This is a genomic window from Streptomyces sp. NPDC002825, assembly GCF_040295385.1.
Classification (GTDB): Bacteria; Actinomycetota; Actinomycetes; order Streptomycetales; family Streptomycetaceae; genus Streptomyces.
Genome location: NZ_JBEOVH010000027.1, coordinates 103,071 through 128,418 on the forward strand (window position 1 = coordinate 103,071; position 25,348 = coordinate 128,418).

Annotated in this window: 25 protein-coding genes and 5 tRNA genes; 10 read left to right on the plus strand and 20 right to left on the minus strand. The window is 71.3% G+C overall.

The annotated features are described in order from the left end of the window. Window positions 1–30 precede the first annotated feature (30 nt). Window positions 31–2,223: an ATP-dependent DNA helicase RecG gene (gene recG, locus ABT041_RS28925; protein WP_351189766.1), complete on the minus strand. Its 2,193-nt coding sequence runs from the start codon at window positions 2,221–2,223 to the stop codon at window positions 31–33. A gap of 59 nt (window positions 2,224–2,282) precedes the next feature. Beyond that, the gene (locus ABT041_RS28930; protein WP_351189769.1) at window positions 2,283–4,007 is read right to left on the minus strand and encodes a DAK2 domain-containing protein; all 1,725 of its coding nucleotides are present in this window, start codon (window positions 4,005–4,007) and stop codon (window positions 2,283–2,285) included. Window positions 4,008–4,282: 275 nt separating this feature from the next. Here ABT041_RS28930 and rpmB point away from each other — a divergent pair, with 275 nt between their 5' ends. Then, on the plus strand, window positions 4,283–4,468 hold the full coding sequence (gene rpmB / locus ABT041_RS28935; RefSeq protein ID WP_003957616.1) for a 50S ribosomal protein L28: 186 nt from the start codon (window positions 4,283–4,285) through the stop codon (window positions 4,466–4,468). 162 nt (window positions 4,469–4,630) lie between these two features. Here the strand turns inward: rpmB and thiD are convergent, their stop codons facing one another. Both thiD and ABT041_RS28945 read right to left on the minus strand, forming a co-directional pair. Continuing rightward, a complete protein-coding gene (thiD, locus tag ABT041_RS28940) occupies window positions 4,631–5,425 on the minus strand; it encodes a bifunctional hydroxymethylpyrimidine kinase/phosphomethylpyrimidine kinase (RefSeq protein WP_351189771.1) in 795 nt (264 codons plus the stop codon). Then, window positions 5,422–6,384 (minus strand): thiamine-phosphate kinase, encoded by a 963-nt coding sequence (locus ABT041_RS28945; protein WP_116158650.1) that lies wholly within the window; start codon window positions 6,382–6,384, stop codon window positions 5,422–5,424. The genes thiD and ABT041_RS28945 overlap by 4 nt, the downstream gene beginning before the upstream one ends. Before the next feature lie 233 nt (window positions 6,385–6,617). Between ABT041_RS28945 and ABT041_RS28950 the strand changes: the two genes are divergently transcribed. Beyond that, a complete protein-coding gene (locus tag ABT041_RS28950; protein ID WP_017947604.1) occupies window positions 6,618–6,851 on the plus strand; it encodes an Lrp/AsnC family transcriptional regulator in 234 nt (77 codons plus the stop codon). A 20-nt stretch (window positions 6,852–6,871) separates the two neighbouring features. Next, window positions 6,872–7,354, plus strand: coding sequence for a DUF3515 domain-containing protein (locus ABT041_RS28955; RefSeq protein WP_351189775.1), 483 nt, complete (start codon window positions 6,872–6,874; stop codon window positions 7,352–7,354). A gap of 29 nt (window positions 7,355–7,383) precedes the next feature. Here ABT041_RS28955 and ABT041_RS28960 read toward each other — a convergent pair whose 3' ends face one another. From ABT041_RS28960 to ABT041_RS28970, 3 genes are all read right to left on the minus strand, one after another. Continuing rightward, a complete protein-coding gene (locus ABT041_RS28960) occupies window positions 7,384–8,523 on the minus strand; it encodes a D-alanine--D-alanine ligase family protein (protein ID WP_351189777.1) in 1,140 nt (379 codons plus the stop codon). 67 nt (window positions 8,524–8,590) lie between these two features. Then, window positions 8,591–9,592, minus strand: a complete 1,002-nt coding sequence (locus ABT041_RS28965; protein ID WP_351189780.1) for an NAD(P)H-dependent glycerol-3-phosphate dehydrogenase — start codon at window positions 9,590–9,592, stop codon at window positions 8,591–8,593. Continuing rightward, window positions 9,589–10,341, minus strand: coding sequence for a lysophospholipid acyltransferase family protein (locus ABT041_RS28970; RefSeq protein ID WP_351189783.1), 753 nt, complete (start codon window positions 10,339–10,341; stop codon window positions 9,589–9,591). The genes ABT041_RS28965 and ABT041_RS28970 overlap by 4 nt, the downstream gene beginning before the upstream one ends. A 127-nt stretch (window positions 10,342–10,468) precedes the next feature. On the opposite strand from ABT041_RS28970, the gene cofC reads away from it, so the two are divergent. Together cofC and ABT041_RS28980 are read left to right on the plus strand one after the other, a co-directional pair. Continuing rightward, on the plus strand, window positions 10,469–11,134 hold the full coding sequence (gene cofC / locus ABT041_RS28975; protein ID WP_351189786.1) for a 2-phospho-L-lactate guanylyltransferase: 666 nt from the start codon (window positions 10,469–10,471) through the stop codon (window positions 11,132–11,134). 10 nt (window positions 11,135–11,144) lie between these two features. Further along, a complete protein-coding gene (locus tag ABT041_RS28980) occupies window positions 11,145–11,354 on the plus strand; it encodes a hypothetical protein (protein WP_351189789.1) in 210 nt (69 codons plus the stop codon). A gap of 80 nt (window positions 11,355–11,434) precedes the next feature. Here ABT041_RS28980 and ABT041_RS28985 read toward each other — a convergent pair whose 3' ends face one another. The 4 genes from ABT041_RS28985 to leuC form a co-directional block, all read right to left on the minus strand. Then, entirely contained in the window at window positions 11,435–12,130 is a 696-nt protein-coding gene (locus ABT041_RS28985; protein ID WP_351189792.1) for an HU family DNA-binding protein, read from the minus strand. A gap of 143 nt (window positions 12,131–12,273) precedes the next feature. Next, a complete protein-coding gene (locus ABT041_RS28990) occupies window positions 12,274–12,501 on the minus strand; it encodes an SCO5555 family protein (protein ID WP_015036430.1) in 228 nt (75 codons plus the stop codon). Between the two features lie 104 nt (window positions 12,502–12,605). Then, window positions 12,606–13,199 carry a 3-isopropylmalate dehydratase small subunit gene (leuD, locus tag ABT041_RS28995; protein WP_351189796.1) on the minus strand — a complete coding sequence of 198 codons (594 nt, stop codon included), beginning with the start codon at window positions 13,197–13,199 and terminating at the stop codon, window positions 12,606–12,608. A gap of 6 nt (window positions 13,200–13,205) precedes the next feature. Continuing rightward, entirely contained in the window at window positions 13,206–14,630 is a 1,425-nt protein-coding gene (gene leuC, locus ABT041_RS29000; RefSeq protein WP_351189798.1) for a 3-isopropylmalate dehydratase large subunit, read from the minus strand. A 140-nt stretch (window positions 14,631–14,770) separates the two neighbouring features. On the opposite strand from leuC, the gene ndgR reads away from it, so the two are divergent. Next, on the plus strand, window positions 14,771–15,487 hold the full coding sequence (gene ndgR, locus ABT041_RS29005) for an IclR family transcriptional regulator NdgR (protein WP_005311436.1): 717 nt from the start codon (window positions 14,771–14,773) through the stop codon (window positions 15,485–15,487). Window positions 15,488–15,612: 125 nt separating this feature from the next. Here ndgR and ABT041_RS29010 read toward each other — a convergent pair. The 9 genes from ABT041_RS29010 to ABT041_RS29050 form a co-directional block, all read right to left on the minus strand. Then, window positions 15,613–15,688 (minus strand) — tRNA-Glu (locus ABT041_RS29010). Between the two features lie 44 nt (window positions 15,689–15,732). Then, window positions 15,733–15,804: transfer RNA gene (locus ABT041_RS29015), tRNA-Gln, on the minus strand. Window positions 15,805–15,826: 22 nt separating this feature from the next. Continuing rightward, window positions 15,827–15,899, minus strand: a tRNA-Glu gene (locus ABT041_RS29020). A gap of 61 nt (window positions 15,900–15,960) precedes the next feature. Next, a tRNA-Glu gene (locus ABT041_RS29025) sits at window positions 15,961–16,033 on the minus strand. Window positions 16,034–16,075: 42 nt separating this feature from the next. Beyond that, window positions 16,076–16,147 (minus strand) — tRNA-Gln (locus tag ABT041_RS29030). 95 nt (window positions 16,148–16,242) lie between these two features. Continuing rightward, a complete protein-coding gene (locus ABT041_RS29035) occupies window positions 16,243–16,965 on the minus strand; it encodes an HAD family hydrolase (RefSeq protein ID WP_351189802.1) in 723 nt (240 codons plus the stop codon). 60 nt (window positions 16,966–17,025) lie between these two features. Continuing rightward, window positions 17,026–18,540 (minus strand): glutamate--tRNA ligase, encoded by a 1,515-nt coding sequence (gltX, locus tag ABT041_RS29040; protein WP_351189805.1) that lies wholly within the window; start codon window positions 18,538–18,540, stop codon window positions 17,026–17,028. Next, entirely contained in the window at window positions 18,533–19,318 is a 786-nt protein-coding gene (locus ABT041_RS29045; protein WP_041131422.1) for a fumarylacetoacetate hydrolase family protein, read from the minus strand. The genes gltX and ABT041_RS29045 overlap by 8 nt, the downstream gene beginning before the upstream one ends. 127 nt (window positions 19,319–19,445) lie before the next feature. Further along, window positions 19,446–19,649, minus strand: coding sequence for a hypothetical protein (locus ABT041_RS29050; RefSeq protein ID WP_351189808.1), 204 nt, complete (start codon window positions 19,647–19,649; stop codon window positions 19,446–19,448). A 568-nt stretch (window positions 19,650–20,217) separates the two neighbouring features. Between ABT041_RS29050 and ABT041_RS29055 the strand changes: the two genes are divergently transcribed. The 4 genes from ABT041_RS29055 to ABT041_RS29070 all read left to right on the plus strand — a co-directional run. Then, window positions 20,218–24,093 carry a sensor histidine kinase gene (locus tag ABT041_RS29055; RefSeq protein ID WP_351189811.1) on the plus strand — a complete coding sequence of 1,292 codons (3,876 nt, stop codon included), beginning with the start codon at window positions 20,218–20,220 and terminating at the stop codon, window positions 24,091–24,093. A gap of 9 nt (window positions 24,094–24,102) precedes the next feature. Continuing rightward, on the plus strand, window positions 24,103–24,516 hold the full coding sequence (locus ABT041_RS29060; protein ID WP_015036421.1) for a roadblock/LC7 domain-containing protein: 414 nt from the start codon (window positions 24,103–24,105) through the stop codon (window positions 24,514–24,516). 164 nt (window positions 24,517–24,680) lie between these two features. Next, complete coding sequence (locus tag ABT041_RS29065) at window positions 24,681–25,085, plus strand: DUF742 domain-containing protein (RefSeq protein WP_017235980.1); 405 nt, start codon at window positions 24,681–24,683, stop codon at window positions 25,083–25,085. After that, a partial coding sequence (locus ABT041_RS29070; protein ID WP_351189814.1) for a GTP-binding protein occupies window positions 25,066–25,348 on the plus strand: 283 nt, incomplete at its 3' end. The genes ABT041_RS29065 and ABT041_RS29070, both read left to right, overlap by 20 nt.

Here is a 25,348-nt window from a genome sequence, read left to right on the forward strand (position 1 = left end):
ATATGGCCGCGGTCGATCGCCCAGCCCGTCTCAGCCCTTCTCCAGGTACTCCTCCCGCTCCTCGCTGAGGAGGGCGTCGAGCGCGGTGCGCAGGCCCGGGTGTGCGGTGAGGTCGGGGTCGGCGAGGACGAGGGAGGTGGCCTCCTCGCGGGCGGCGGCGATGACCTCCTCGTCGTCGATGACGGCGAGGACCCGCAGGGAGGAGCGGACGCCGGACTGTGCCTGGCCGAGGACGTCGCCCTCGCGCCGCTGTTCGAGGTCGATGCGGGAGAGCTCGAAGCCGTCGAGGGTGGTGGCGACGGCGTTCAGCCGCTGCCGGGCCGGGCTGGCCTCGGGCATCTCGCTGACGAGGAGGCAGAGGCCGGGGGCGGAGCCTCGGCCGACGCGGCCGCGGAGCTGGTGGAGCTGGGAGACGCCGAAGCGGTCGGCGTCCATGATCACCATGGCGGTGGCGTTGGGCACGTTCACGCCGACCTCGATGACGGTGGTGGCGACCAGGACGTCGAGCTCGCCGGCGGCGAAGCGGCGCATGACGTCGTCCTTGTCGTCGGGGTGCATGCGGCCGTGCAGGACGGCGATCCGCAGGCCCGCGAGGGGGCCGGCGCCGAGCTTCTCGGCGACGTCGAGGACGGCGAGCGGCGGGCGCTTCTCGGCCTCGTCCTCCGGCGAGGCCTTGGCCTTCTTCTTCTGGTCCTCCTCGTCGCCGATGCGGGGGCAGACCACGTACGCCTGGTGGCCGTTCGCCACCTCCTCGCGGACCCGCTCCCAGGCGCGTGCGAGGAAGTGCGGCTTGTCGGCGGCGGGCACGACATGGCTGGCGATCGGCGACCGGCCGGCGGGCAGCTGGTCGAGGACGGAGGTCTCCAGGTCGCCGAAGACGGTCATGGCCACCGTGCGCGGGATGGGGGTGGCGGTCATGACGAGGAGGTGCGGCGGCTGCTTCCCCTTGCCCCTGAGGGCGTCGCGCTGCTCGACGCCGAAGCGGTGCTGCTCGTCGACGACGACCAGGCCGAGGTCGTGGAACTGGACCTTGTCCTCGATCAGCGCGTGCGTGCCGATGACGATGCCCGCCTCGCCGGTGACGAGGTCGAGCAGTGCCTGGCGGCGGGCGGCGGCGCCCATGGAGCCGGTGAGCAGGACGACCTTGGTGGCCCGCTCGGCGCCGCCGAGCATCCCTCCCTCGGCGAGCTCGCCCATCATCTCGGTGACGGAGCGGTGGTGCTGCTGGGCGAGGACCTCGGTGGGGGCGAGCATGGCGGCCTGACCGCCGGAGTCGACGACGGCGAGCATGGCGCGCAGGGCCACCATCGTCTTGCCGGAGCCGACTTCTCCCTGGAGGAGGCGGTGCATCGGGTGCTCGGTGGCCAGGTCGTCGAAGATCTCCTTCGAGACCTTCTGCTGGCCGTCGGTGAGGGTGAAGGGCAGCTTGGCGTCGAAGGCGTCGAGGATGCCGTCGGGGGCCGGTCTCCGGGCGACGGCGGGGAGTTGGGTGTCGGCGTGCCGGCGGCGGGCGAGAGCGACCTGGAGCACGAAGGCCTCGTCCCACTTGAGGCGCTCGCGGGCGGCGGCGATGTCCGCCTTGGTACGGGGCCGGTGGATCATCCGCAGGGCGTCGGGCAGCTCGGAGAGGCCGCGGCCCTCGCGCAGGGCGGGCGGCAGCGGGTCGACGGCGTCTCCGGCACTGGGCAGCACGGCGTCCACGGCCTTGGCGATCTTCCAGGACTCCAGCTTGGCGGTGGCCGGGTAGATCGGGATGAGCGCGGCCGCCCAGGTGTCGACGGCCTCGTCGCTGTCGCCGCGGAGCAACTCGTAGGAGGGGTGGGCGAGCTGGAGGCGCCGGTTGAAGAGGGAGACCTTGCCGGCGAACATCGCGCGGGTGCCGGGCAGCAGGTCCTTGTGCGGCTTGTGCACGCCCTTGCCGAAGAAGACCAGCTGCACTCGGCCGCTGCCGTCGGTGATGGTCACTTCGAGACGCTGGCCGCGTCCCTTGGGACCGTTGAAGGTGTGCACCCGGGCGTCGGCGACCTGCGCCACGACCGTTACGTGCTCGTCGAGCGGCAGGTCGGAGAGCGTGGTCAGCTCCCCGCGCTCGGCGTACCGGCGGGGGTAGTGGTGGAGCAGGTCCCCGACCGTGTGCAGGTCGAGTGCCTCGGCCATGACCTTGGCGGTGGCGGGGCCGAGGGACTTCTTGAGTGGTTCGTCGAGCGCGGGCACGCCTCCCATTGAAGACCACGGGACCGACAGCCGCGCCGAAGCCTGTGGACAACCGCCGGGAACGGCGGCTATTCCACCCCGATGAGCAGCGGCGGGGCCCCCGCGCCCGCGTGGTACGTGGTGGTGTCGACGGCCAGGTAGCCGCGCCGGACGTGCCGCTCCAGGTCGGACGCGAGTCCGGGCGGGGTGTCGTCGGCGACGACGAGGGTGACGAGTTCCCCGCCCGCCGAGAGCATCCGGTCCAGGACGGTGCGGGCGGTCTCGGTGAGGTCCTTGCCGATGACGGCGACGTCGCCCTCGATGAGGCCGAGGATGTCGCCGGCCTGGCAGACGCCTGCGGAGGTGAACGACTGGCGTTCGGCGACGGCGAGTTCGGCGTAGCGGGTGGCTCCGGCGGCGGCGGTCATGGCGACGACGTCCTCGTCGAAGCGCCGGTCGGGTTCGTGGACGGCGAGGGCCGCGATGCCCTGGACGGCGGCCCGGGTCGGGATGAGGGCGACGCGGATCCCCTCGGCCCTGGCGCGTTCGGCGGCGGCCGCCGCGGTCTGGCGCAGCTCGGTGTCGTTGGGCAGCAGGACGACCTCGCGCGCGTGCGCCCGCCGGATCGCCTCGACGAGCTCCTCCCCGGCGGGCGGTTCGCCGGGCCTGCTGCGGACCGTGGTCGCGCCGGCCTCGGCGCAGAGCCCTGCGAGGCCCTCGCCGGGGACGACGGCGACGACCGCCCGCTGGGCGCGTTCCCCGCGTCCGGGCGCGGTCGCTGCCGCGTCGGCCGCGAAGTGGGTGATGCGGATGCGGTGGGGCCGGCCGGCCTCGACACCGGCCTCGACGGCGGCGCCCGCGTCGTCGACGTGGACGTGGACGTTCCACAGGCCGTCGCCGCCGACGACCACGAGGGAGTCGCCGAGGGCGTCGAGGCGGCCCCGCAGCAGCTCCACGGCCGCGTCCTCGGCCTCCAGGAGGTAGATCACCTCGTAGGCGGGCCCGGCCTCGCCGTGGCAGGTGCCGTCGGCGGGGACGGCGCGCGGGTCGCCGAGGAGCCGTACTCCGTCCAGGGCGGTCGTCACGCCACCACCGGCGGTCGCGAGGCCGTTGTGCGCCCCACCATCGGCGACGCGGGCGCGTGCCTCCTCGTCACCGGCGGTCCCGGCCAGGTCCGGCGCCCGGCCCGTCACCGTCTCCAGGAGCGCTCCGAGGACGGCGACCAGGCCGCGTCCTCCCGCGTCCACGACCCCGGCACGGCCGAGCACGTCCAGCAGGCCGGGGGTCGCCTCCAGGGCGGTCCTGGCACCGTCGTGGGCCCGGGTGGCCACCTCCGCGAGCGTCCCGCCCCCCGCACAGCGGTCGGCGGCAGCCGAGGCCACGGTGAGGACGGTGCCCTCCACGGGATGGGCGACGGCCTGCCGCGCGGCGGCGGCGGCCTCGGCGAGGGCGCGGGCGAGGTGATCACCGTCACGTCCTTCGGCCAGGACGGCGGCCATGCCGCGCAGGAGCTGGGCGAGGATGGTGCCGGAGTTGCCGCGGGCGCCGAGCAGGGCGCCGTGGGCCATGGCCCGTACGGTCTCGGCGGTGTCGGGCGCGGAGACGGCGAAGACGGCTTCGACGGCGTCGTGGGCGGCCTCGGCCGTCAGATACAGATTGGTGCCGGTGTCCCCGTCCGCGACCGGATAGACGTTGATCGCGTCGATCGCCTCGCGCTCCCGCCCGAGGGCGTCGAGGGCCCGTGCGCACCAGCTCCGGACCGCTTCGGCGTCGAGCTCGACGAGCTCCTCGTCGGACTGAAGGGCTCGCGACAACGGGGGGTCCTCCTTCGGCGGTGAGCTCACCGCAGGGTAGACCGGGGGTCGGCCTCCCCCAAGCTCTCGGCTTCGCTCGAGCGGGGGGGACCCCCTGTGACCAGGGCCCGGGGCGAGGTCCGCGGAGACCATGGTAGTTTCGTTCCACGGAAGCAGGCGTTGTATGCTGCTTCGGTTGCCCGGTTCAAACCGGGCCGTTCCCCGGCAAGCCACTTCAGACTCCTGATTCCGGTGCGCCGGATTTCACCGTAATTCTGAAGTCTTTGGAGTGACCCGTGGCTGCCAACTGCGACGTCTGCGGCAAGGGGCCGGGCTTCGGCAACAACATTTCGCACTCGCACCGCCGTACGTCCCGTCGCTGGAACCCGAACATCCAGCGCGTGCGTGCCGTGGTCGGTCGGACGCCGAAGCGGCTCAACGTCTGCACCTCGTGCATCAAGGCCGGCAAGGTCTCGCGCTAATTGCGACGTTCTGTCGTAGCGCAGCCCCTGCGGTTGCCTTGAGAGGCCGGTTCACCTCGGTGAACCGGCCTTTTGCCATGCCCTGAGACATGCCCTGAGACATGCCCTGAGACATGCCCGGAGACATGCCGGGAGACATGCCGGGAACATGCCCTGGGACGATCAGGCCCTGAACCGCCAGCCGTGGTCGACCGGGCCGATGCCCGAGCCCAGGGCGAACCCGGCGGCGATGGCCCCCGTCACATACTCCTTGGCCTCCCGTACGGCCCCCGGGACCGTCAGGCCCTTCGCGAGCCCGGACGCGATCGCCGAAGCGAGCGTGCAGCCCGTGCCGTGGGTGTGCCGGTTGTCGTGGCGCGGGGCCCGCAGCCAGTGCTCCTCGGTCCCGTCGCTGAGCAGGTCCACGGCCTCCTGGCCGCCCGGCAGATGGCCGCCCTTGATCAGCGCCCAGCGCGGCCCGTAGGCGAGGACCGCGTCGGCCGCCCGCCGCATTCCGCTCTCGTCCTCGACCACCACGCCCGTGAGCTGCGTCACCTCGTCCAGGTTCGGGGTGGCGACGGTCGCGGCCGGCAGCAGCTTCGTACGGACGGAGTCGAGCGCCGCCTCCGCCAGCAGCGGGTCGCCGTGCTTGGAGACGCCGACCGGGTCGACGACCACCGGGGCGTCCACGGACGCCAGCAGCTCCGCCACCGTCTCGACGAGCGCGGCGGAGCTGAGCATGCCGGTCTTCACCGCCTGGACGCCGATGTCGTCGACGACCGCCCGGTACTGGGCGCGCACGGCCTCCACGGGGAGCTCCCAGACGCCCTGGACGCCCCGCGAGTTCTGGGCGGTGACGGCGGTGAGCACGCTCATGCCGTGGACGCCGAGCGCGAGCATCGTCTTCAGGTCGGCCTGGATGCCGGCGCCGCCGCCGGAGTCGGATCCGGCGACGGTCAGCACGAGGGGCGGAGTCACTCCGTCTCTCCGAAGTGGTCCCAGCCGCCCACGCTGTGCCAGGGCGCGCCGTCCACGGTGACCTGCGGCAGCGCCGAGGGGTGGAGCACCTCGCCGATGACCTTCCAGCGGGCGGGGAGCTTCACGTCCGGCGGGAACGTGGCGACGATCGCGTGGTCCTCTCCCCCGGTGAGCACCCACTGCATGGGGTCGACGCCGACGGCCTGGCCGATGTCGTTCATCTGGGTGGGGATGTCGATGAGTCCCGAGCGCAGGTCGATGCGGACCTTGCTGGCCTCGGCGATGTGCCCGAGGTCGGCGATGAGGCCGTCGCTGACGTCGCACATGGCGGTGGCGCCGAGACCGGCGGCCGCGGGGCCCGCGTGGTACGGCGGCTCGGGCCTGCGGTGGGCCTCGACGAAGGCGCGGGGGGAGCGGAAGCCGCGGGAGAGGACCGCGTATCCGGCGGCGGACCAGCCGAGCCAGCCGGTGTAGGCGACGACGTCGCCGGGCTGCGCGCCGCCCCGGGTCACCGGGTCGTGGTTGCGGAGGTCGCCGAGCGCGGTGATGGAGACCATGATCGTGTCGCCGCGGACGACGTCGCCGCCGACCACCGCGGCGCCCGCGACCTGACATTCATCGCGCAGGCCGTCCATCAATTCCGTGGGCCATGTCACAGGGAGTTCGGCGGGGACGACGAGGCCGAGGAGGAGGGCGGTGGGGACCGCGCCCATGGCGGCGATGTCGGCGAGGTTCTGCGCGGCGGCCTTGCGGCCGACGTCGTACGCCGTCGACCAGTCGCGCCGGAAGTGACGTCCTTCGAGGAGGATGTCTGTGCTGGCCACCACGCGCCGGTCGGGCGCGGAGACGACCGCGGCGTCGTCGCCGGGCCCGATCCGTACCGCCGGGGTGGAGGTGAGCCGGGACGTGAGCTCTCTGATGAGCCCGAACTCGCCCAGCTCTCCGACTGTGCCCTTCACCGCGTCTCACCTCGTGTCTTCGTGCCGGCCGGCGGGCGGGGGCGCGTCGTCTCGCGCCGCGGGTCGCGGGCCGTCACCGTGCTGGGTACCGTCAAGTAGACCGTCAACTTCTGTCCTGCGTACGCCACACCCCGAGCGCCTCCGGACGCGCGGGTCTCCCCGTGGCCCGCGGCGACGCGGTACCGTGGCGTCCCTTTCTCCCACAAGATCCTCGTGGTCGCCCTGGAGGTTCCGTGGTTCAGGCGTACATCCTCATCCAGACCGAGGTGGGCAAGGCGTCGACCGTCGCCGACACCATCTCCAAGATCCCGGGGGTCATCCAGGCCGAAGACGTGACCGGTCCGTACGACGTCATCGTGCGCGCGCAGGCGGACACCGTCGACGAGCTGGGCCGCATGGTGGTCGCCAAGGTCCAGCAAGTGGACGGCATCACGCGCACCCTCACCTGCCCGGTCGTTCATCTGTAGCCCCCGTCTACGCTTGGCCGGTGACGTCTTCCCACCGGCCCTTCGGCCTGCCCGCCGCCGTCGCGGCCGCCGTCCTGCTCTCGGCCGCCGTCGGCTGTTCCTCGCCGGACGCCGCGGCGTCCGTCGTGGTCCCCAGTCCGCCGGCGGAGGAGGCCGCCTTCTGCCAGGCCCTGGCGAAGGAGCTTCCCGAGACCGTGGCGGGCCTTGAGCGGAGTGACCCGGAGCCCGGCTCCGAGTTGACCGCCGGGTGGGGTGACGGTGCGATCGTACTGCGCTGCGGGGTCCCCCGGCCCGAAAAGATGAGCGATCCCAAGGCGCGGGCCGTCGAGGCGAACGGCGTGAACTGGATGCTGGAGCGCCCGGAGGGCAGCGGCCCCCGTTTCACCACGACGTACCGGAAGACGTACGTCGAGGTGACGCTGGACAAGCGGTACGCGCACGACGTCACGCCGCTCGCCGATCTCGCCGCCCCGGTCGCGAAGGCCGTGCCGCCGAGCCTCTGAGAGGCGCGGCGGCACGGCCGTGTTCCGGCTTAGCGCAGCCCCGTCGAGCGGGTCAGCGCGGCCTGGATGAGGCGGTCGACGAGCTCGGGGTAGCTCACGCCGCTCTCCTGCCACATGCGCGGGTACATGGAGATGGGCGTGAAGCCCGGCATGGTGTTGATCTCGTTGATGACGAACTCGCCGTCCTCGGTGAGGAAGAAGTCGGCGCGGACCAGGCCCTCGCAGGACACGGCCTCGTAGGCGGCGACGGCGAGGCGCTGGACCTCGGCGGTGGCCTCGTCCCCGATGGGGGCGGGCACGATGCCGGAGGCCGAGTCGATGTACTTGGCCTCGAAGTCGTAGAAGTCGTGGTTCGTGACCGGCGGGATCTCGGCCGGGACGCTGGCGCGCGGGCCGTCCTCGAACTCCAGGACGCCGCACTCGATCTCACGGCCGCGAAGGAGCGACTCGACGATGATCTTGGGGTCGTGGCGGCGGGCCTCCTCGATGGCCTCGTCCAGGCCGGAGAGGTCGTCGACCTTGGTGATGCCCATGGAGGATCCGCCGCGGGCCGGCTTCACGAAGAGCGGCCAGCCGTGGTCGGCGGCGAACTCGACGATCTTCTTGCGGGCGGCGGCGGGGCTCTGCTCCCACTCGCGCGGCCGGATGACCTCGTACGGGCCGACGGGGAGGCCGAAGGAGACGAAGACCCGCTTCATGTACTCCTTGTCCTGGCCGACGGCGGAGGCGAGGACGCCCGCGCCGACGTAGGGGACGCCGGAGAGCTCCAGGAGGCCCTGGAGGGTGCCGTCCTCGCCGTACGGGCCGTGGAGCATCGGGAAGACCACGTCGACCTCGCCGAGGGCCGTGGGGACCTGCCCCGGCTCGGTGAGGACGACCTCGCGGCTCGAGGGGTCGACGGGGAGGACGACGCCGCCCTGCTCGGACTCGGCGAGTTCGGCGACGTTGGGCAGCTTCCGGTCCGTGATGGCCATCCGCTCGGGGGCGTCGGCGGTGAGCGCCCAGCGCCCGTCCGTCGTGATGCCGATGGGCAGCACGTCGTACTTGTCCCGGTCGATGGCGCTCAGGACGGCGCCCGCCGTGACGACGGAGATGGCGTGCTCGGAGCTGCGTCCGCCGAAGACGACGGCCACGCGCGGCTTGCGGGGGCTCTGGGTGTTCTCGCTCATATCGCGATGAGCGTACCTTGCGACTCCCGAACTCCTGAGCGCCCCGCACTCCCCGCACGCGGATGGCTCAGCGGCGCTCGGGCTTCGCCGACCTCGACATCAGTTCCTTGAGCGCGACGACCGGCGGCTTGCCGTCGTGGACGATCGAGACGACGGTCTCGGTGATGGGCATGTCGACGCCGTGGCGGCGGGCCAGATCGAGCACCGACTCGCAGGACTTGACGCCCTCGGCGGTCTGCTTGGTGGCCGCGATGGTCTCCTGGAGGGTCATCCCGCGGCCGAGGTTGGTACCGAAGGTGTTGTTCCGGGAGAGCGGCGAGGAGCAGGTGGCGACGAGGTCGCCGAGGCCCGCGAGGCCGGAGAAGGTGAGCGGGTCGGCTCCCATGGCGAGGCCGAGGCGGGTGGTCTCGGCGAGGCCGCGGGTGATGAGGGTGGCCTTGGAGTTGTCACCGAGGCCCATGCCGTTGGCGATGCCGACGGCGAGGCCGATGACGTTCTTCACGGCGCCGCCGAGTTCGCAGCCCACCACGTCGGTGTTGGTGTACGGGCGGAAGTACGGGGTCATGCAGGCGGCCTGGAGGCGCTGGGCGACCGTCTCGTCGACGCAGGCGGCGACGGCGGCGGCGGGCTGCCGGGCGGCGATCTCCTTGGCCAGGTTGGGGCCGGTGAGGACGGCGACGCGGTCGGCGGGGACGTCGGCGACCTCCGTGATGACCTCGCTCATCCGCTTGGCGGTGCCGAGTTCGACGCCCTTCATGAGGGAGACGAGGACGGTGTCCCGGGCGAGCAGCGGCTTCCAGGCGGCGAGGTTGCCGCGCAGGGTCTGCGAGGGGATGACGAGGACGGTGAAGTCGGCGTCCGCGGCGGCCTCGGCCGGGTCGGCGGTGGCCGTGATGCCCTTCGGGAGTTCGACGCCGGGCAGGTAGTCGGGGTTGGTGCCGGTGGTGTTGATCTCCTCGGCGAGTGCGGCGCGGCGGCCCCAGAGGCTCACCTCGCAGCCCGCGTCGGCGAGCACCATGGCGAAGGCGGTGCCCCAGGATCCGTTGCCGAAGACGGCTGCCTTGGTCACTTGGTGCCCTCCCCGGCGGCCTTGCGCCGCTGTTCGAGGCGGGCCCTGCGGTGGTCGTACGGTTCGGCGGGCGCCTTCTCGCCGCGGACCTCCTCCAGGAGGGCGGTGATGGCGGCCATGATGACCTCGGTGGCCTCGCGCAGGACCTCGGGCGTGGGCTCGAGGCCGTCGAAGCGCGAGAGGTCGACGGGCGGCCCGGCCTGCACGATCAGCGTCTTGCGGGGGAACAGGCGGAGCTTGTTCTCCTTGGCGTACGGCGGCATCGCGAGGTTGGCGCCCCACTGGGCCACCGGAATGACCGGGACCTTGGTGAGCAGCGCGACGCGGGCGGCGCCGGTCTTGCCGGCCATGGGCCACATCTCGGGGTCGCGGGTGAGGGTGCCCTCGGGGTAGAAGGCGACGCACTCGCCGCGCTCGATGGCGTCGACGGCGGCGCGGAAGGCGTCCAGCGCGTTGGTCGTCTCGCGGTAGACCGGGATCTGGCCCGTGTTGCGGAGCATGGTGGCGACGAAGCCGCCCTTGAAGAGGCCGGCCTTGGCGAGGAACCGCGGGACGCGACCGGTGTTGTACTGGTAGTGCGCGTAGGACAGCGGGTCCAGGTAGGAGTTGTGGTTGACGGCGGTGATGAAACCGCCGTCGGCCGGAATGTGCTCCATACCGCGCCAGTCCCGCTTGAACAGAACCACCAGGGGGGGTTTGGCGATGACCGCCGCGAGGCGGTACCAGAAGCCGATTCTGCGGCGGGGCACTCGGACACCTTTCTCCGGGACTGGCTGGCAGGGGGTCAAGTGTCGCCCCATGCTCCTGGTCTGTCGAGTGACACCGTACGCCCCGGGGACTCCGGCGGACCGCGTGGGCGGGACAGAATGGGCCGCGATGAAGCCGCTGCACCCGACGCACACCGACGCCGACGACGGCTGGTCCCTGGTCGTACCCCTGAAGCCCCTTGCCCTGGCGAAGAGCAGGCTCGCCGCGGCGGCGGGCGCGCGGCTGCGCCCCCGGCTCGCGCTGGCGTTCGCCGAGGACACCGTGGGGGCGGTGCTGAACTGCGCGCAGGTACGGGATGTGGCGGTGGTCACGGACGATCCTGCGGCCGGAGCGGCCCTCGCGGCCCTGGGCGCGCGGATCGTGCCGGACTCCCCCGCCGCCGGGCTCAACGCGGCGCTGGCGCACGGGGCCCGTGCGGTACGGGCCGGGCGGCCGCACGCGCGCGTGGCGGCGCTCAACGCGGACCTTCCGGCACTGCGGCCGGCGGAGCTGGCCCGGGTCCTGGACGCGGCCGCCAATTTTCCGAGGGCATTTCTCGCGGATGCCGCCGAAATAGGTACGACATTCCTCTCGGCGGCACCGGGGGTGGAATTGGAACCGGCATTCGGGGGCGCGTCGAGGCTGCGGCATTTGTCTTCGGGCGCGGTGGAAATCCGGCTCGCGGGGGTGGATTCCGTACGCCGGGACGTGGACACCGGCGAGGATCTGGCGGAGGCCCTGGCACTGGGGCTCGGTCCGCGGACGGCCGCCCGGTGGCTGACGGCGGCCGGATAGGCTGCGGTCCATGCAGGCGACCGCGTTCACGTACGACCCCGAGACCCACAGCGGCAGTGTGCTGCTCGACGACGGCACCCCCGTGGACTTCGGGGCGGAGGCCTTCGAGGCCGGCGGGCTGCGGCTGCTGCGGCCCGGGCAGCGGGTGCGGATCGAGGCCGAGCCCGGCACGTCGGGCGCCGGGCTCCGGATCACGCTGGTGACGCTGCAGACGTTCTGAGCGGCGCGATCCCCCGAGAACGCGCCGCGGGCCGGGCTCCCCGAGGGGAAGCCCGGCCCGGCGGGTCGGTACCGCGCGTCCTACTTCTTGGCGGCGGTCTTCTTGGCGGCGGTGGTCTTGCGTGCCGTCGTCTTCTTGGCGGGCGCCTTCTTCGCCGTGGCCTTCTTGGCCGGAGCGGTCTTCTTGGCGACCGTCTTCTTCGCGGCGGCGGCCGTGGTGGTCTTCTTGGCGGCGGCGGTGGTCTTCTTCGCCGCGGCCGTCGTGGTCTTCTTCGCGGGGGTCGCCTTCTTCGCGGCCGCGGTGGTGGTCTTCTTCGCCGGCGTCACCTTCTTGGCGGCCGCCGTGGTGGCCTTCTTCGCCGGGGTCGCCTTCTTCGCGGCGGCCTTCTTGGCGGTGGTGGCCTTCTTGGCGGCGGCCTTCTTCACCGTGGCGGAGGCGCCACCGGTGAGGCTGCCCTTGGGGGCCTTCTTGACGGAGACCTCGCCGCCCTTGGGGAGCTTCTTCGAGCCGCTGACCAGGTCCTTGAAGCCCTGACCTGCACGGAAGCGCGGGACGGAGGTCTTCTTGACCCGGACCCGCTCACCCGTCTGCGGGTTGCGGGCGTAGCGGGCCGGCCGGTCGACCTTCTCGAACGAGCCGAAACCCGTGACCGAGACCCGGTCGCCGCCCACCACGGCACGCACGATGGCGTCGAGCACGTGGTCGACGGCTTCGGCGGCCTGCTGACGACCGCCCATCTTGTCGGCAATCGCTTCTACGAGCTGCGCCTTGTTCACGTCTTCCCCTTCGGAGACATTGCCAGAACGAAAGTGTTCAAGCTTTTTCGCACGTTAGGCATGTATATACCGCAAATCAAACACGAAACGGTCTAATCACCCTAGTGCCGCAACGCGGAAGTCCCGTTGCGGAGTTCCTGGTGTCAGTCGTCCTCTGGGAATCGGCCCTCATCGAGGTCCTTCATCAACCGGTCGAGACGCGTTGCCGCGTCCTTGAGATCGTGCTTCGCCGCTGCCGTGACGACCAGCAGCTTCCGGGACAGCGCCATCCTTACGCCCTCCGGGACTTGCAGTGAGCGCACCCTTGTGTGCGCTTCCTTCAATCGGGCGGCGACTGCCTCGTAGAGCTCGAGTTGGCTGTCGCGTTCCATGCACCGATTGTGCCATCTAGGGCGAGTTGTCGCCCGACAGGGTCTCAACAAGCGACTGCGCCCCCCACCTGGCGGTGGGGGGCGCAGTCGTGGAAAAGCGCTGCTCAGACCGTAATTGTACGGGGCTTGAAGGACGGTCGAGCCGCCTCGTAGGCCGCGATGTCGGCTTCGTTCTGAAGGGTGAGGCTGATGTCGTCGAGACCGTTCAGCAGACGCCAGCGGGCGTTCTCGTCGAGCTCGAAGTCGGCGTCGATCCCGGCGGCCAGGACCTTGCGGGCCTCCAGGTCGACGGTGATCTCGGCGGCCGGGTCGGCCTCGGTCAGCTCCCAGAGGGCGTCCACCGTCTCCTGCGGGAGGACGACGGTCAGCAGGCCGTTCTTCAGCGAGTTGCCGCGGAAGATGTCGGCGAACCGGGAGGAGATGACGGCCTGGAAGCCGTAGTTCTGGAGCGCCCAGACGGCGTGCTCACGGGAGGAGCCGGTGCCGAAGTCGGGGCCCGCGACCAGGACCGTGGCGCCCTGCCGCTCCGGGCGGTTGAGCACGAACTGCTCGTCCTTGCGCCAGGCCTCGAAGAGGCCGTCCTCGAAGCCGTCGCGGGTGACCTTCTTCAGCCAGTGCGCCGGGATGATCTGGTCGGTGTCGACGTTGCTGCGGCGCAGCGGGACGGCCCGGCCGGTGTGCGTGGTGAAAGCTTCCATGGTTCCTCAGACCCCCGCGGTGGTGGCGACGTCGGACAGATCGGCCGGGGAGGCCAGGTGGCCCAGCACGGCGGTGGCGGCGGCGACCTGGGGGGAGACCAGGTGGGTGCGGCCGCCCTTGCCCTGCCGGCCCTCGAAGTTGCGGTTGGAGGTGGACGCGGAGCGCTCACCGGGGGCCAGTTGGTCGGGGTTCATGCCCAGGCACATCGAGCAGCCCGCGTGCCGCCATTCGGCGCCGGCCTCCTTGAAGACCTTGTCCAGGCCCTCTTCGACGGCCTGCAGGGCGACCCGGACCGAGCCGGGGACGACCAGCATGCGGACCCCGTCGGCGACCTTGCGGCCCTCCAGGAGGGCGGCCGCGTTGCGCAGGTCCTCGATGCGGCCGTTGGTGCAGGAGCCTACGAAGACGGTGTCGACCTTGATGTCCCGCAGCGGCTGCCCGGCGGTCAACCCCATGTACTCCAGGGCCTTTTCGGCGGCGAGGCGCTCCGAAGCGTCTTCGTACGAAGCCGGGTCGGGGACGTTCGCCGAAAGCGGCGCGCCCTGGCCGGGGTTGGTGCCCCAGGTGACGAACGGCGCTAGCGAGGCGGCGTCGATGACGACCTCGGCGTCGAAGACCGCGTCCTCGTCGGACTTCAGGGTCTTCCAGTACGCGACGGCGGCGTCCCAGTCCTCGCCCTCGGGGGCGTGGGCGCGGCCCTTCAGATAGGCGAAGGTCGTCTCGTCGGGGGCGATCATGCCCGCGCGGGCGCCGGCCTCGATCGACATGTTGCAGATGGTCATCCGGGCCTCCATCGAGAGCTTCTCGATGGCGGAGCCGCGGTACTCCAGGATGTAGCCCTGGCCGCCGCCGGTGCCGATCTTGGCGATGATCGCCAGGATCAGGTCCTTGGCGGTGACGTCCGCGGGCAGCTCGCCGTCGACCGTGATGGCCATCGTCTTCGGGCGGGCCAGCGGCAGCGTCTGGGTGGCGAGCACGTGCTCGACCTGGCTGGTGCCGATGCCGAACGCCAGCGCGCCGAAGGCGCCGTGCGTGGAGGTGTGCGAGTCGCCGCAGACGACGGTGGTGCCCGGCTGGGTCAGGCCCAGCTGCGGTCCCACGACGTGGACGACGCCCTGCTCGACGTCGCCCAGCGGGTGCAGCCGGACGCCGAACTCGGCACAGTTCTTGCGGAGGGTCTCCAGCTGGGCGCGGGAGACCGGGTCGGCGATCGGCTTGTCGATGTCGAGGGTCGGGGTGTTGTGGTCCTCGGTGGCGATGGTGAGGTCGAGGCGCCGCACCTGCCGGCCGTTCTGCCGGAGGCCGTCGAAGGCCTGGGGGCTGGTGACCTCGTGCAGCAGGTGCAGATCGATGAAGAGGAGGTCGGGCTCGCCCTCGGCGCGCCGGACGACGTGGTCGTCCCAGACCTTCTCCGCGAGTGTCCTACCCATCGCTTTCCCTCCGGCCGACGTCTACGCCGGCACAACTAGAGACCCGTTTCGCGGGCCGTTGTGCGGCCGCATCACCAGGGTCACAGGTTCCGAGAAAAATTGAACTTGCGTTTCACAGAGTGAGACGCGAATATCGTTGCATGGACAACTCTAGCGGCGTAGGCGTTCTCGACAAGGCAGCCCTTGTCCTGAGCGCCCTGGAGTCCGGTCCGGCCACCCTCGCAGGACTGGTCGCGGCGACGGGACTCGCACGACCCACGGCCCACCGACTGGCCGTGGCACTTGAACACCACCGGATGGTGGCCCGTGACATGCAGGGCCGGTTCATCCTCGGACCGCGCCTGGCGGAGCTCGCCGCCGCGGCCGGTGAGGACCGCCTGCTCGCGACCGCGGGCCCGGTGCTGACGCATCTGCGCGACGTCACCGGCGAGAGCGCCCAGCTCTACCGGCGCCAGGGCGACATGCGCATCTGCGTGGCGGCGGCCGAGCGGCTCTCGGGCCTGCGGGACACCGTCCCGGTCGGCTCGACGCTGACGATGAAGGCCGGCTCGTCCGCGCAGATCCTGATGGCCTGGGAGGAGCCCGAGCGGCTGCACCGCGGCCTCCAGGGCGCCCGCTTCACGGCGACGGCCCTGTCGGGCGTACGGCGCCGCGGCTGGGCCCAGTCGATCGGCGAGCGGGAGCCCGGCGTCGCGTCCGTCTCCGCGCCCGTACGCGGCCCCTCGAACCGCGTGGTGGCCGCCGTCTCGGTCTCCGGCCCGATCGAGCGTCTGACGCGCCACCCGGGCCGCATGCACGCCCAGGCGGTCATCGACGCCGCCGCCCGTCTCTCCGAGGCGCTCCGCCGCAACGGCTGACGTCTCCCTGTTCACCTGTACGTTCCCGGCCCACCGCTCCAACGCCGCAGCGGTGGGCCGGAGTTGTGTGCGCGGGACCGGAAACAGCGAAGAAGCCCTCCCCCGAAGGGAAGGGCTTCTTCGTCTGGTACCCCCGACCGGATTCGAACCGGCGCTACCGCCTTGAGAGGGCGGCGTGCTAGGCCGCTACACAACGGGGGCTTTGGGTCACACAAGCGTTAAACTAACACCGCCGCGGACCCGAGCTGGTCTACCAGGACTCGAACCTAGACTAACTGAACCAGAATCAGTCGTGCTGCCAATTACACCATAGACCAATACGTGGTTAGACCAGCGTCGTACCCCCGACCGGATTCGAACCGGCGCTACCGCCTTGAGAGGGCGGCGTGCTAGGCCGCTACACAACGGGGGCCCTAGCGATCCTGCATCGACATCACTGGGAGCTACCCAAGTGATCCCGCGGGAAGGATCTGTACCCCCGACCGGATTCGAACCGGCGCTACCGCCTTGAGAGGGCGGCGTGCTAGGCCGCTACACAACGGGGGCTTTGTGGATGCCAATCCACGGTTTGCAGATGAGCTCTGCGAGCTGGCCTACCTGGACTCGAACCAAGACTAACTGAACCAGAATCAGTCGTGCTGCCAATTACACCATAGGCCACCGGAACGTGATCACTTCGAGAAGGGATCTTGCTCGGCTTGCGCTTCCGGGGCTTTCCGGCCTTTCGGCCCGTTCCCCTCGGCGCAGAAAGAACATTACCCGAAGGTGGACGGTGCTCCAAAACGCGTATCCGCAGCCAGCACCCCGGGCAGCTGCCGGAGGTCCGTGATCCGGGTCAGCTCGGGCCTTCCGCCGGTCCCGACCCGATCCAGCCAGATGCCCAGGAGGCCCGCCTCCACGGCGCCCCTGGCGTCGATGTCCGGGTGGTCCCCGACGTACGCCACCTGGTGCGGGCGCAGGTCCAGGGCGGTGCAGGCGGCGTGGAAGGCCTCGGGGGCGGGTTTGGCCACGCCAAGCTCGGCGGCGCACAGGACGGCCTCGAAGCGGTCCCGTACGCCCAGCGCGCGGAGCTTGTGGTCCTGGTTGTGGATGCTGGAGTTCGACAGGATCCCGTGACGGTAGTCACGGGCCAGCAGGTCGAGGACGGGCACGGTGTCGGGGAACAGCTCCCAGGCGGCCTCGTAATGGACCACGTACCGGTCGAACCAGTCGTCGGCCTCGGCGGCGGTGAGCTCCGGCCGGCCGAGGAAGTCCCGCACGCGCTCGCGCCGCTGGTCCCGGAAGTCCCCGCCCTCGGCCTCGTACCGGCGCCAGTGCAGCTCCGTGAGCTCCTTCCAGCGCCGCAGCGCCTCCTCGACGGAGCCGTAAGCCCCGAGCAGCCCCTCGGCCGCGAGATGCGCCCGCATCCCGGTCCGGTCGGCGCTCGCGTAGTCGAAGATCGTGTCGTCGATGTCCCAGAGCACCGCGCGGATGGTCATGGAACGACGGTACCCCCGTCCCGGGGTGCGGGACGGGGGTACCGGTGCGTACGGCGCGGATCAGCCGGCGAGCTTCGACAGGGTCGCGTCGATGCGGGCGAGGGTCTTCTCCTTGCCCAGGATCTCCAGGGACTCGAAGAGCGGCAGGCCGACCGTGCGGCCGGTGACGGCGACGCGGACCGGGGCCTGGGCCTTGCCGAGCTTGAGGCCGTGGGCCTCGCCGGCGGCCAGGACGGCGTTCTTGAGGGACTCGGGGTCGCTCCAGTCGGCGTCCACCAGCTTCTCGCGGGCGGTGGTCAGGAGGGCCGCGGGCTCGCCCTTCATGGCCTTGTCCCACGAGGGCTGGTCGAAGACCGGCTCCTTCAGGAAGAGGAAGTCGACGTTGGCCGTGATGTCCGAGAGGACGGTCAGGCGGGTCTGGGCGTGCGGGGCGATCCGCTCCCAGGCCGTGCGGTCGAAGTCCTCGGGCGCCCAGTTGGCGTGCGGGGCCTGGAGCCAGGGCTCGCACGCCTCGGCGAAGGCCTTCACGTCCAGCATGCGGATGTGGTCGGCGTTGATCGACTCGGCCTTCTTGAGGTCGAAGCGCGCCGGGTTGGCGTTGACGTCGGCGATGTCGAACTTCTCCACCATCTCGGGGATGGTGAAGAGGTCCTGGTCGGCCGAGAAGGACCAGCCGAGGAGCGACAGGTAGTTCAGCAGGCCCTCGGGGAGGAAGCCGCGCTCCCGGTAGAGGTTGAGGGAGGCCTGCGGGTCGCGCTTGGAGAGCTTCTTGTTGCCCTCGCCCATCACGTACGGCAGGTGGCCGAAGGAGGGGATCTCCTTGGCGACGCCGAGCTCGATCAGCGCCTTGTAGAGCGCGATCTGGCGCGGGGTGGAGGAGAGCAGGTCCTCGCCGCGCAGGACGTGGGTGATCTCCATCAGGGCGTCGTCGACCGGGTTGACCAGGGTGTAGAGCGGGGCGCCGTTGGCCCGGAGGATGCCGTAGTCCGGCACGTTGTCCGGGGTGAAGGTGAGCTCGCCGCGGACCAGGTCGGTGAAGGTGATCGGCTCGTCGGGCATCTTGAAGCGGACGATGGACTCGCGGCCCTCGGCGCGGTAGCGCTCGATGCGCTCGGCGCTCAGGTTGCGGCAGGTGCCGTCGTAACCGGACGGCTTGCCGGCCAGGCGGGCGGCGTCACGGCGGGCCTCCAGCTCCACGGCGGTGCAGAAGCAGTGGTACGCGTACCCGCCGGCGAGCAGCTTGTCGGCGACGTCCTTGTAGATGTCCATCCGCTGCGACTGGCGGTACGGCGCGTGGGGGCCGCCGATCTCGGGGCCCTCGTCCCAGTCGAGGCCCAGCCACTTCAGGGAGTCGAGCAGCTGGTTGTACGACTCCTCGGAGTCGCGAGCCGCGTCGGTGTCCTCGATGCGGAAGACCATGGTGCCCTGGTTGTGCCGGGCGAAGGCCCAGTTGAAGAGGGCGGTGCGGACCAGACCCACGTGGGGGTTGCCGGTCGGCGAGGGACAGAAACGGACGCGTAGGGGTGTCCCCTGCTCGAGCGAAGTCGAGAGCTTGGGGAAGTTCGCGTTAGCCACGCTTGATCACCTTATTGGTGAGAGTGCCGATGCCTTCGATGGTGACGGCGACCTCGTCGCCGACGTTGAGGGGGCCGACCCCGGCGGGGGTGCCGGTGAGGATGACGTCGCCGGGGAGCAGCGTCATGGCCTCGGTGATGTGGACGACCAGGTCCTCGATGGAGCGGATCATGTCGCTCGTCCGACCCAGCTGGCGCTGTTCGCCGTTGACCGTGGCCTGGATGGTCAGGTCGCTCGGGTCGAGGTCGGTCTCCACCCAGGGGCCCAGGGGGCAGGAGGTGTCGAAGCCCTTCGCGCGGGCCCACTGCTTCTCGCGCTGCTGGGCGTCGCGGGCGGTGACGTCGTTGGCGCAGGTGTAGCCGAAGATGACGTCCTTCACGCGCTCGCGGGGCACCTCGCGGCACATGCGGCCGATGACCACGGCCAGTTCGGCCTCGTGGTGCAGCTCGTTGGAGAAGGAGGGGTACTCGATGGCGTCGCCGGGGCCGATCACCGAGGTGGTGGGCTTGAAGAAGGCGACGGGGACGTCGGGGACCTCGTTGCCGAGTTCGGCGGCGTGCTCGGCGTAGTTGCGGCCGATGGCCACGACCTTGTTGGGGAGCACGGGCGGCAGGAGCCGTACCTTGCTGAGCGGGACCTTGGTGCCGCTGAGCTCGAAGTCGGTGTACGGGATGCCCTTGATGATGTCGAGGACGAGGCCGCCGGACTCGACGGTCCCCTCGCCCTCGACGGCGCCGAAGGCCACATTGCCGTCGATGGAGAATCTGGCGATGCGCACGAGTGCTGTCGCCCCTCACTTGGTACTGGCTGGAGTCTGACGCTCCAGGCTAACGCGGCGAGGGGCGGCCGCCCGGCGATATCAGCGGGGGTGATGACGAAGGTGACGCGGGCGGGGCCCGCGGGGGTCAGCGGGACGCGGTGGCGTACGGCTGGGGCTGGTACGGCGCCGGGGCCTTCATCAGGATCGTGCGGCGCGGGTTGGCCGTGTTGCCCGGGAGCTCGACCGAGTACTCCGGCTGGGCGCCCCGGCCGAGGTCTGCGGCGTCCGAGAGGTGGACGAGGGTGGAACGGCGGGGGTTGGCCGTCTTGCGGAGCGTCGTCGTCTTCATCGCGGTGATCAGACCTTGTTCCGGGAGGGGCGCCCGTACGGGCGCGAAGGGGTGTAAAGCGTCAGGCTAAACATGCGATTCCCTTCGAATGCATGGCTGAGACATCGATTCGGGTGTGAGTTTGCTCACCACTGGCTACACATTCCGGGCATTACGGACGGTCGCCGGTAGCCACGGAAAGGGACATTCCGCCACTGAATGAGCTATTCCGCTCCTGATCATGGCGACTGGGACACACGGGGATGCCCGACCATTGGACCGGATAAGTCCGAATCCTCCGTGATCATCTTCTACATGGGGTGACGTTTCGTGCACACGTTGTCATAGCCCTCCCGTCACGACACGCGGCCCTTGTTGGAGATCCGGCACTGTGCTGGAATTCCACGCACCGCCGCGGGTTTCAAGCCGGCACGCAGGGGGCGCAACGCAGCGCCGGCCGAGTGGCGGGGAAGGGGGAACTGCGCCGGTCACCGACGACCACCTGGGGCGCTCCCCGCGCCCCGATCGACGCCGACACCGTCCTCTCCGTTCACCCGGAAGGACGCCTGGTCCAGAGGTTGCGACGCTAGTGCAGGGACGTTTCAAGAGGGATGGCTCGGGGTCTCCCCAGGCCCGCCAGGGCCGAGCGGATGCTCCGGCGGAGCAGGAACCGCGTGCCGGGACCGACCGCGGTCCCTCGGCCTCGCACACCCCGAACCAGGGTCAGGGACCGTCCGGCGAGGGCGGTGACGGCGGCAGGCGCGGCAGCTCCGCGGCCAAGTCCGCCGAGCCGGCCGGCGCGCCCGCCAAGGCCCGCGCCGAGAACGAGGTCGGCCCGCGAATAGCCCTGCGCAACTGGCGCATCTCCACGCGTCTGGTCGCACTCCTCACCCTCCCCGTGGTCGCCGCGACCACCCTGGGCGGCATCCGCATCAGCGACTCGCTCCAGGACATGGAGCAGCTCGACCACATGCAGCTGCTCACCAAGCTGACCCGTGAGGCGACGGACCTCGCGCAGGCCCTGCAGGCCGAGCGCGACCTGTCCGCCGGCCCGCTGGCCAACGGCCGCCCGGTGAGCGACTACCAGGTCGCCAACCCGCGCCGGAAGACGGACCGCGAGTACAAGGCCTTCCTCGACGCGACCGAGGACATCCCGGTCGCCGAGGGCGACGAGGCGCTGCTCAGCATCCGCCAGAACGTCAGCCAGATCGCCTCGCAGCTCGCCGAGCTCCACTCCATCCGCGGCAGCGCCTACGAGAAGCGCGTCTCCCACTCGGTGACGGTCGAGGCGTACAGCCGCCTCATCCGCTCGCTCCTCAGCCTGTCGCAGGACATGGCCCAGGCGACCAGCAACCCCGAGATGATCAAGCGGACCCGCGCGCTCGCCGCGTTCTCGTCCGCCAAGGAGTACGCCTCCATCCAGCAGGCGATCATCGCGTCCGCGCTCCCCCCGAACGACCAGCAGACCGGCGACCTCCCGCAGGGTGACCGCCTCTACGGCGAGGCCGCCCTCAACAGTGAGGGCGTCGAGCTCAAGTCCTTCCAGTCGATCTACGAGTCGGCCGGTGGCGACGCCGCCGAGCGGACCGAGTCGCTGAACAGCGGCGACCCGTCGATCAACGCCGCGAACAAGTACGCCGAGCGCGTGCTGAACTCCGACGGCGCGATCAAGCAGGTGCGCCGCGGTCACCTGAACTTCACCGACGAGTACAGCACCAAGATCGCCGCCATGAACCGCATCGAGCGAGGTCTGCTCGGTGACATGGAGACCATGGCCCGTGAGCTGAAGCAGGAGTCGCAGCGCGACGCCATCATCAACGGTGCGCTGATCCTCCTCGTCCTCGGCGTCTCGCTCATCGGTGCCTTCGTCGTGGCCCGGTCCATGATCCGCTCGCTGCGCCGGCTCCAGGACACCGCGACCAAGGTCGCCCAGGACCGTCTGCCCGAGCTCGTCAAGCAGCTCTCCGAGTCCGACCCGCAGGACGTCGACACCTCCGTCGAGTCCGTCGGTGTGCACTCCCGGGACGAGATCGGCCAGGTGGCCGCGGCCTTCGACGACGTGCACCGCGAGGCGGTCCGCCTCGCCGCCGAGCAGGCCCTCCTCCGGGGCAACGTCAACGCGATGTTCACCAACCTCTCGCGCCGTTCCCAGGGCCTCATCCAGCGTCAGCTCTCGCTCATCTCCGAGCTGGAGTCCCGCGAGGCCGACCCGGACCAGCTCTCCTCGCTGTTCAAGCTCGACCACCTCGCGACGCGTATGCGCCGTAACGGTGAGAACCTCCTCGTCCTCGCGGGTGAGGAGCCGGGCCGCCGCTGGACCCGTCCGGTCCCGCTGGTCGACGTCCTCCGTGCCGCCGCCTCCGAGGTGGAGCAGTACGAGCGCATCGAACTGGCCGCGGTCCCGGCGACCGAGGTCGCCGGCCGCGTCGTCAACGACCTCGTGCACCTCCTCGCCGAGCTGCTCGAGAACGCCACCTCGTTCTCCTCCCCGCAGACCAAGGTCCGGGTCACCGGTCACGCGCTGCCCGACGGCCGCGTGCTCGTCGAGATCCACGACACCGGCATCGGCCTCTCCCCCGAGGACCTCGCCGCGATCAACGAGCGGCTCGCGTCGCCTCCCACCGTGGACGTCTCGGTCTCCCGCCGCATGGGTCTGTTCGTGGTCGGCCGCCTGTCCCTGCGACACGGCATCCGGATCCAGCTGCGCCCGTCCGACTCGGGCGGCACCACCGCGCTCGTCATGCTCCCCGTCGACGTCGCCCAGGGCGGCAAGAAGCCCATGCCCAAGCCGGGCGCGGGCGGCCAGGGCGCGATGCCGCAGGGTGCCTCCGCCCCCGGCGGCCGTCTCCCCGGCGGCCCCGGCGCGGCCGGCGGTCCCGGTGCTCCGGGCCTCCCGGGCGGACGTCCGGGCCAGGGCGGCGCCTCGGCGGCCGGCCGTCTCGGCGCCGGTGCCGGTGCCGCGCGCGGTCAGGTCGGTGCGGGCGGTCCCCGGGCCGCGCTGCCCGCCCGTGACGGCGCCCCGCTCGCCGGCGGCCCGCAGGGCGCTCCGCAGTCCCGCACCCCGCAGCCGCAGAACGCGCAGCTGGACCAGACCGGCCGGATGCCGCAGGCCCCCCAGGCCCCCCAGGCTCCGCAGGCCCCGCAGGCCCCGCAGGCTCCCCAGTCGCCCGACGCGCTGCGTCCGGGCCCCGGCGGGGGCGGTCTCATCGGCGGCGCCGCGAGCGCCATCCCGTCCCGTACGGACGTGTGGGGCAACCAGCCCGGACCCGCGGCGCAGCAGCAGCAGCAGCAGCCGCAGGGCCAGCAGAGCCAGCAGCAGGGCGGTTACGACTTCCCGCGCGCCGAGCTGCCCGGCGGCAACCCCCAGCCGCAGCGCCCGCAGGCCGCGAGCTGGGGCAACGACCCGCAGCAGCAGCCGGTCCGGCGCCCGCAGCAGGAGATGTCCCCGCTGGACGCCCCGCGCGGTCACGAGGAGCCGGAGCCGGCGGGCCTGTTCGGCGGGCCGGCGGCTCCGCAGGGTCCCGGTTCCACGGGCCAGTTCCCGCGTCCGGACTTCGGTGCCCCGCAGCAGCAGGCCCCGCAGCAGCAGGCGTACCAGCAGGACCCGCAGGCCTACCAGCAGGACCCGCAGGCGTACCAGCAGGACCCGGCGTCGACGGCGCAGTTCCCGCGCCCCGACTTCGGCGCCCCGCAGGGTCCCGGCTCCACCGGCCAGTTCCCGCGACCCGACTTCGGTGCCCCGCAGCAGCCGCAGGCCCCGCAGCAGCAGGCCCCGCAGGCGTACCAGGGCGGCCAGCAGCAGCAGTTCGGCCGGCAGCCCTTCGTACCGCAGGCGCAGCAGCAGGCCCAGCCGTCGGCGCCGCGTCAGCGGACCGGTGAGGACTTCGGTGCTCCGCGTCCGGCCGAGCCGGCCCGCCCGCAGCAGCCGCAGCTCCAGCAGCCGCGCCGTCCGGAGGCCCTGCCGCCGGCCGGTGGCGCGGGCGAGGCTCGTACCCCGCTGTACGAGAACCTGGAGACCAACTGGTACCCGCAGGAGCAGGCGCAGCAGCAGGCCCCCCAGCAGGTGGACCTGACGCAGACGATGCCGACCCCGGTCGTGTCGCAGCCGTCCGCTCCGGCACCCCGTCCGGCCGGTGACCCGGCCGCCGACGGCCGCCAGAACGGCGGGGCCGCCTGGCGGACCTCGCCCAACGACGAGCTGGTGCGCCAGGCGGAGCGGGTGCGCAAGCCCGCGGCCGGCGGCGTCACCACCTCCGGCCTTCCGCGCCGTGTGCCGAAGGCCAACCTCGTACCCGGGACCGCACAGGAGCAGGCCCACACGGCCGGCCCCCAGGTCTCGCGTGCACCCGACGACGTCCGCGGCCGGCTCACGAATCTGCGCCGCGGCATCCAGCAGGGCCGCCAGGCCGGCAACTCGACCACGGGTAGCCACCACCTCGGTCCGAACCATCAGCAGGAGCGTTAGTTGAACGCGATGAGCCAGGCGGCGCAGAATCTGAACTGGTTGATCACCAACTTCGTGGACAACACCCCCGGGGTGTCCCACACGGTGGTGGTCTCCGCCGACGGACTCCTGCTGGCCATGTCCGAAGGATTCCCCCGCGACCGCGCCGACCAGCTGGCGGCGGTCGCATCCGGACTGACCTCGCTGACCGCGGGCGCGTCCCGGATCTTCGAGGGCGGACCCGTCGCGCAGACCGTGGTGGAGATGGAGCGCGGCTTCCTCTTCCTCATGCAGGTGTCCGACGGCTCCTCGCTGGCCGTGCTCGCACACCCCGAGTGCGACATCGGCCTCGTGGGCTACGAGATGGCGCTGCTGGTCGACCGGGCCGGCAGCGTCCTCACCCCGGATCTCCGTGCGGAGCTCCAGGGCAGCCTGCTCCACTAGGTCACGCACGGCGGACGGACCCCACTTCCGTCCGCACCGACCGACCCGAGGGCGGTACGCCCCTCCGTACCGTTCTGGGCACTGTTCATCGTCCGGCCGCCCCACCCGGCCCCCCACCGGCCCCATCAGACGGCAGATGTCTTGCTGTCACGCCCGGAGGATTCATGACCCCGCCCCCCGCCTCTCACGATCCGTACGGCGCTTCAGTCGACGAGTACGGACACGAGGGCGACCAGCCGCTGGTGCGTCCGTACGCGATGACCGGCGGCCGGACCCGGCCGCGCTATCAGCTCGCCATAGAGGCGCTGGTCAGCACCACGGCCGACCCGGCGCACCTCGCCACGCTCCTGCCGGAGCACCAGCGGATCTGCCACCTCTGCCGCGAGGTCAAGTCGGTGGCCGAGGTGTCGGCCCTCCTGTCGATGCCGCTCGGTGTCGCCCGGATCCTCGTGGCCGACCTGGCGGAGGCCGGCATGGTGGCGATCCACCAGCCGGGCAACGGAGAGACCGGCGGCACGCCGGACGTGACACTGCTCGAAAGGGTGCTCAGTGGACTTCGCAAGCTCTAGCGGCGGCGCGGCCAGATCGACCACCAGCGCGAAGATCGTGGTGGCGGGTGGCTTCGGCGTGGGCAAGACCACGTTCGTCGGCGCCGTCTCGGAGATCAACCCGCTGCGTACCGAAGCCGTCATGACCTCCGCGTCGGCCGGCATCGACGATCTGACGCACACCGGCGGCAAGACGACGACGACCGTCGCCATGGACTTCGGCCGCATCACCCTCGACCAGGACCTGATCCTGTACCTCTTCGGTACCCCGGGCCAGGACCGCT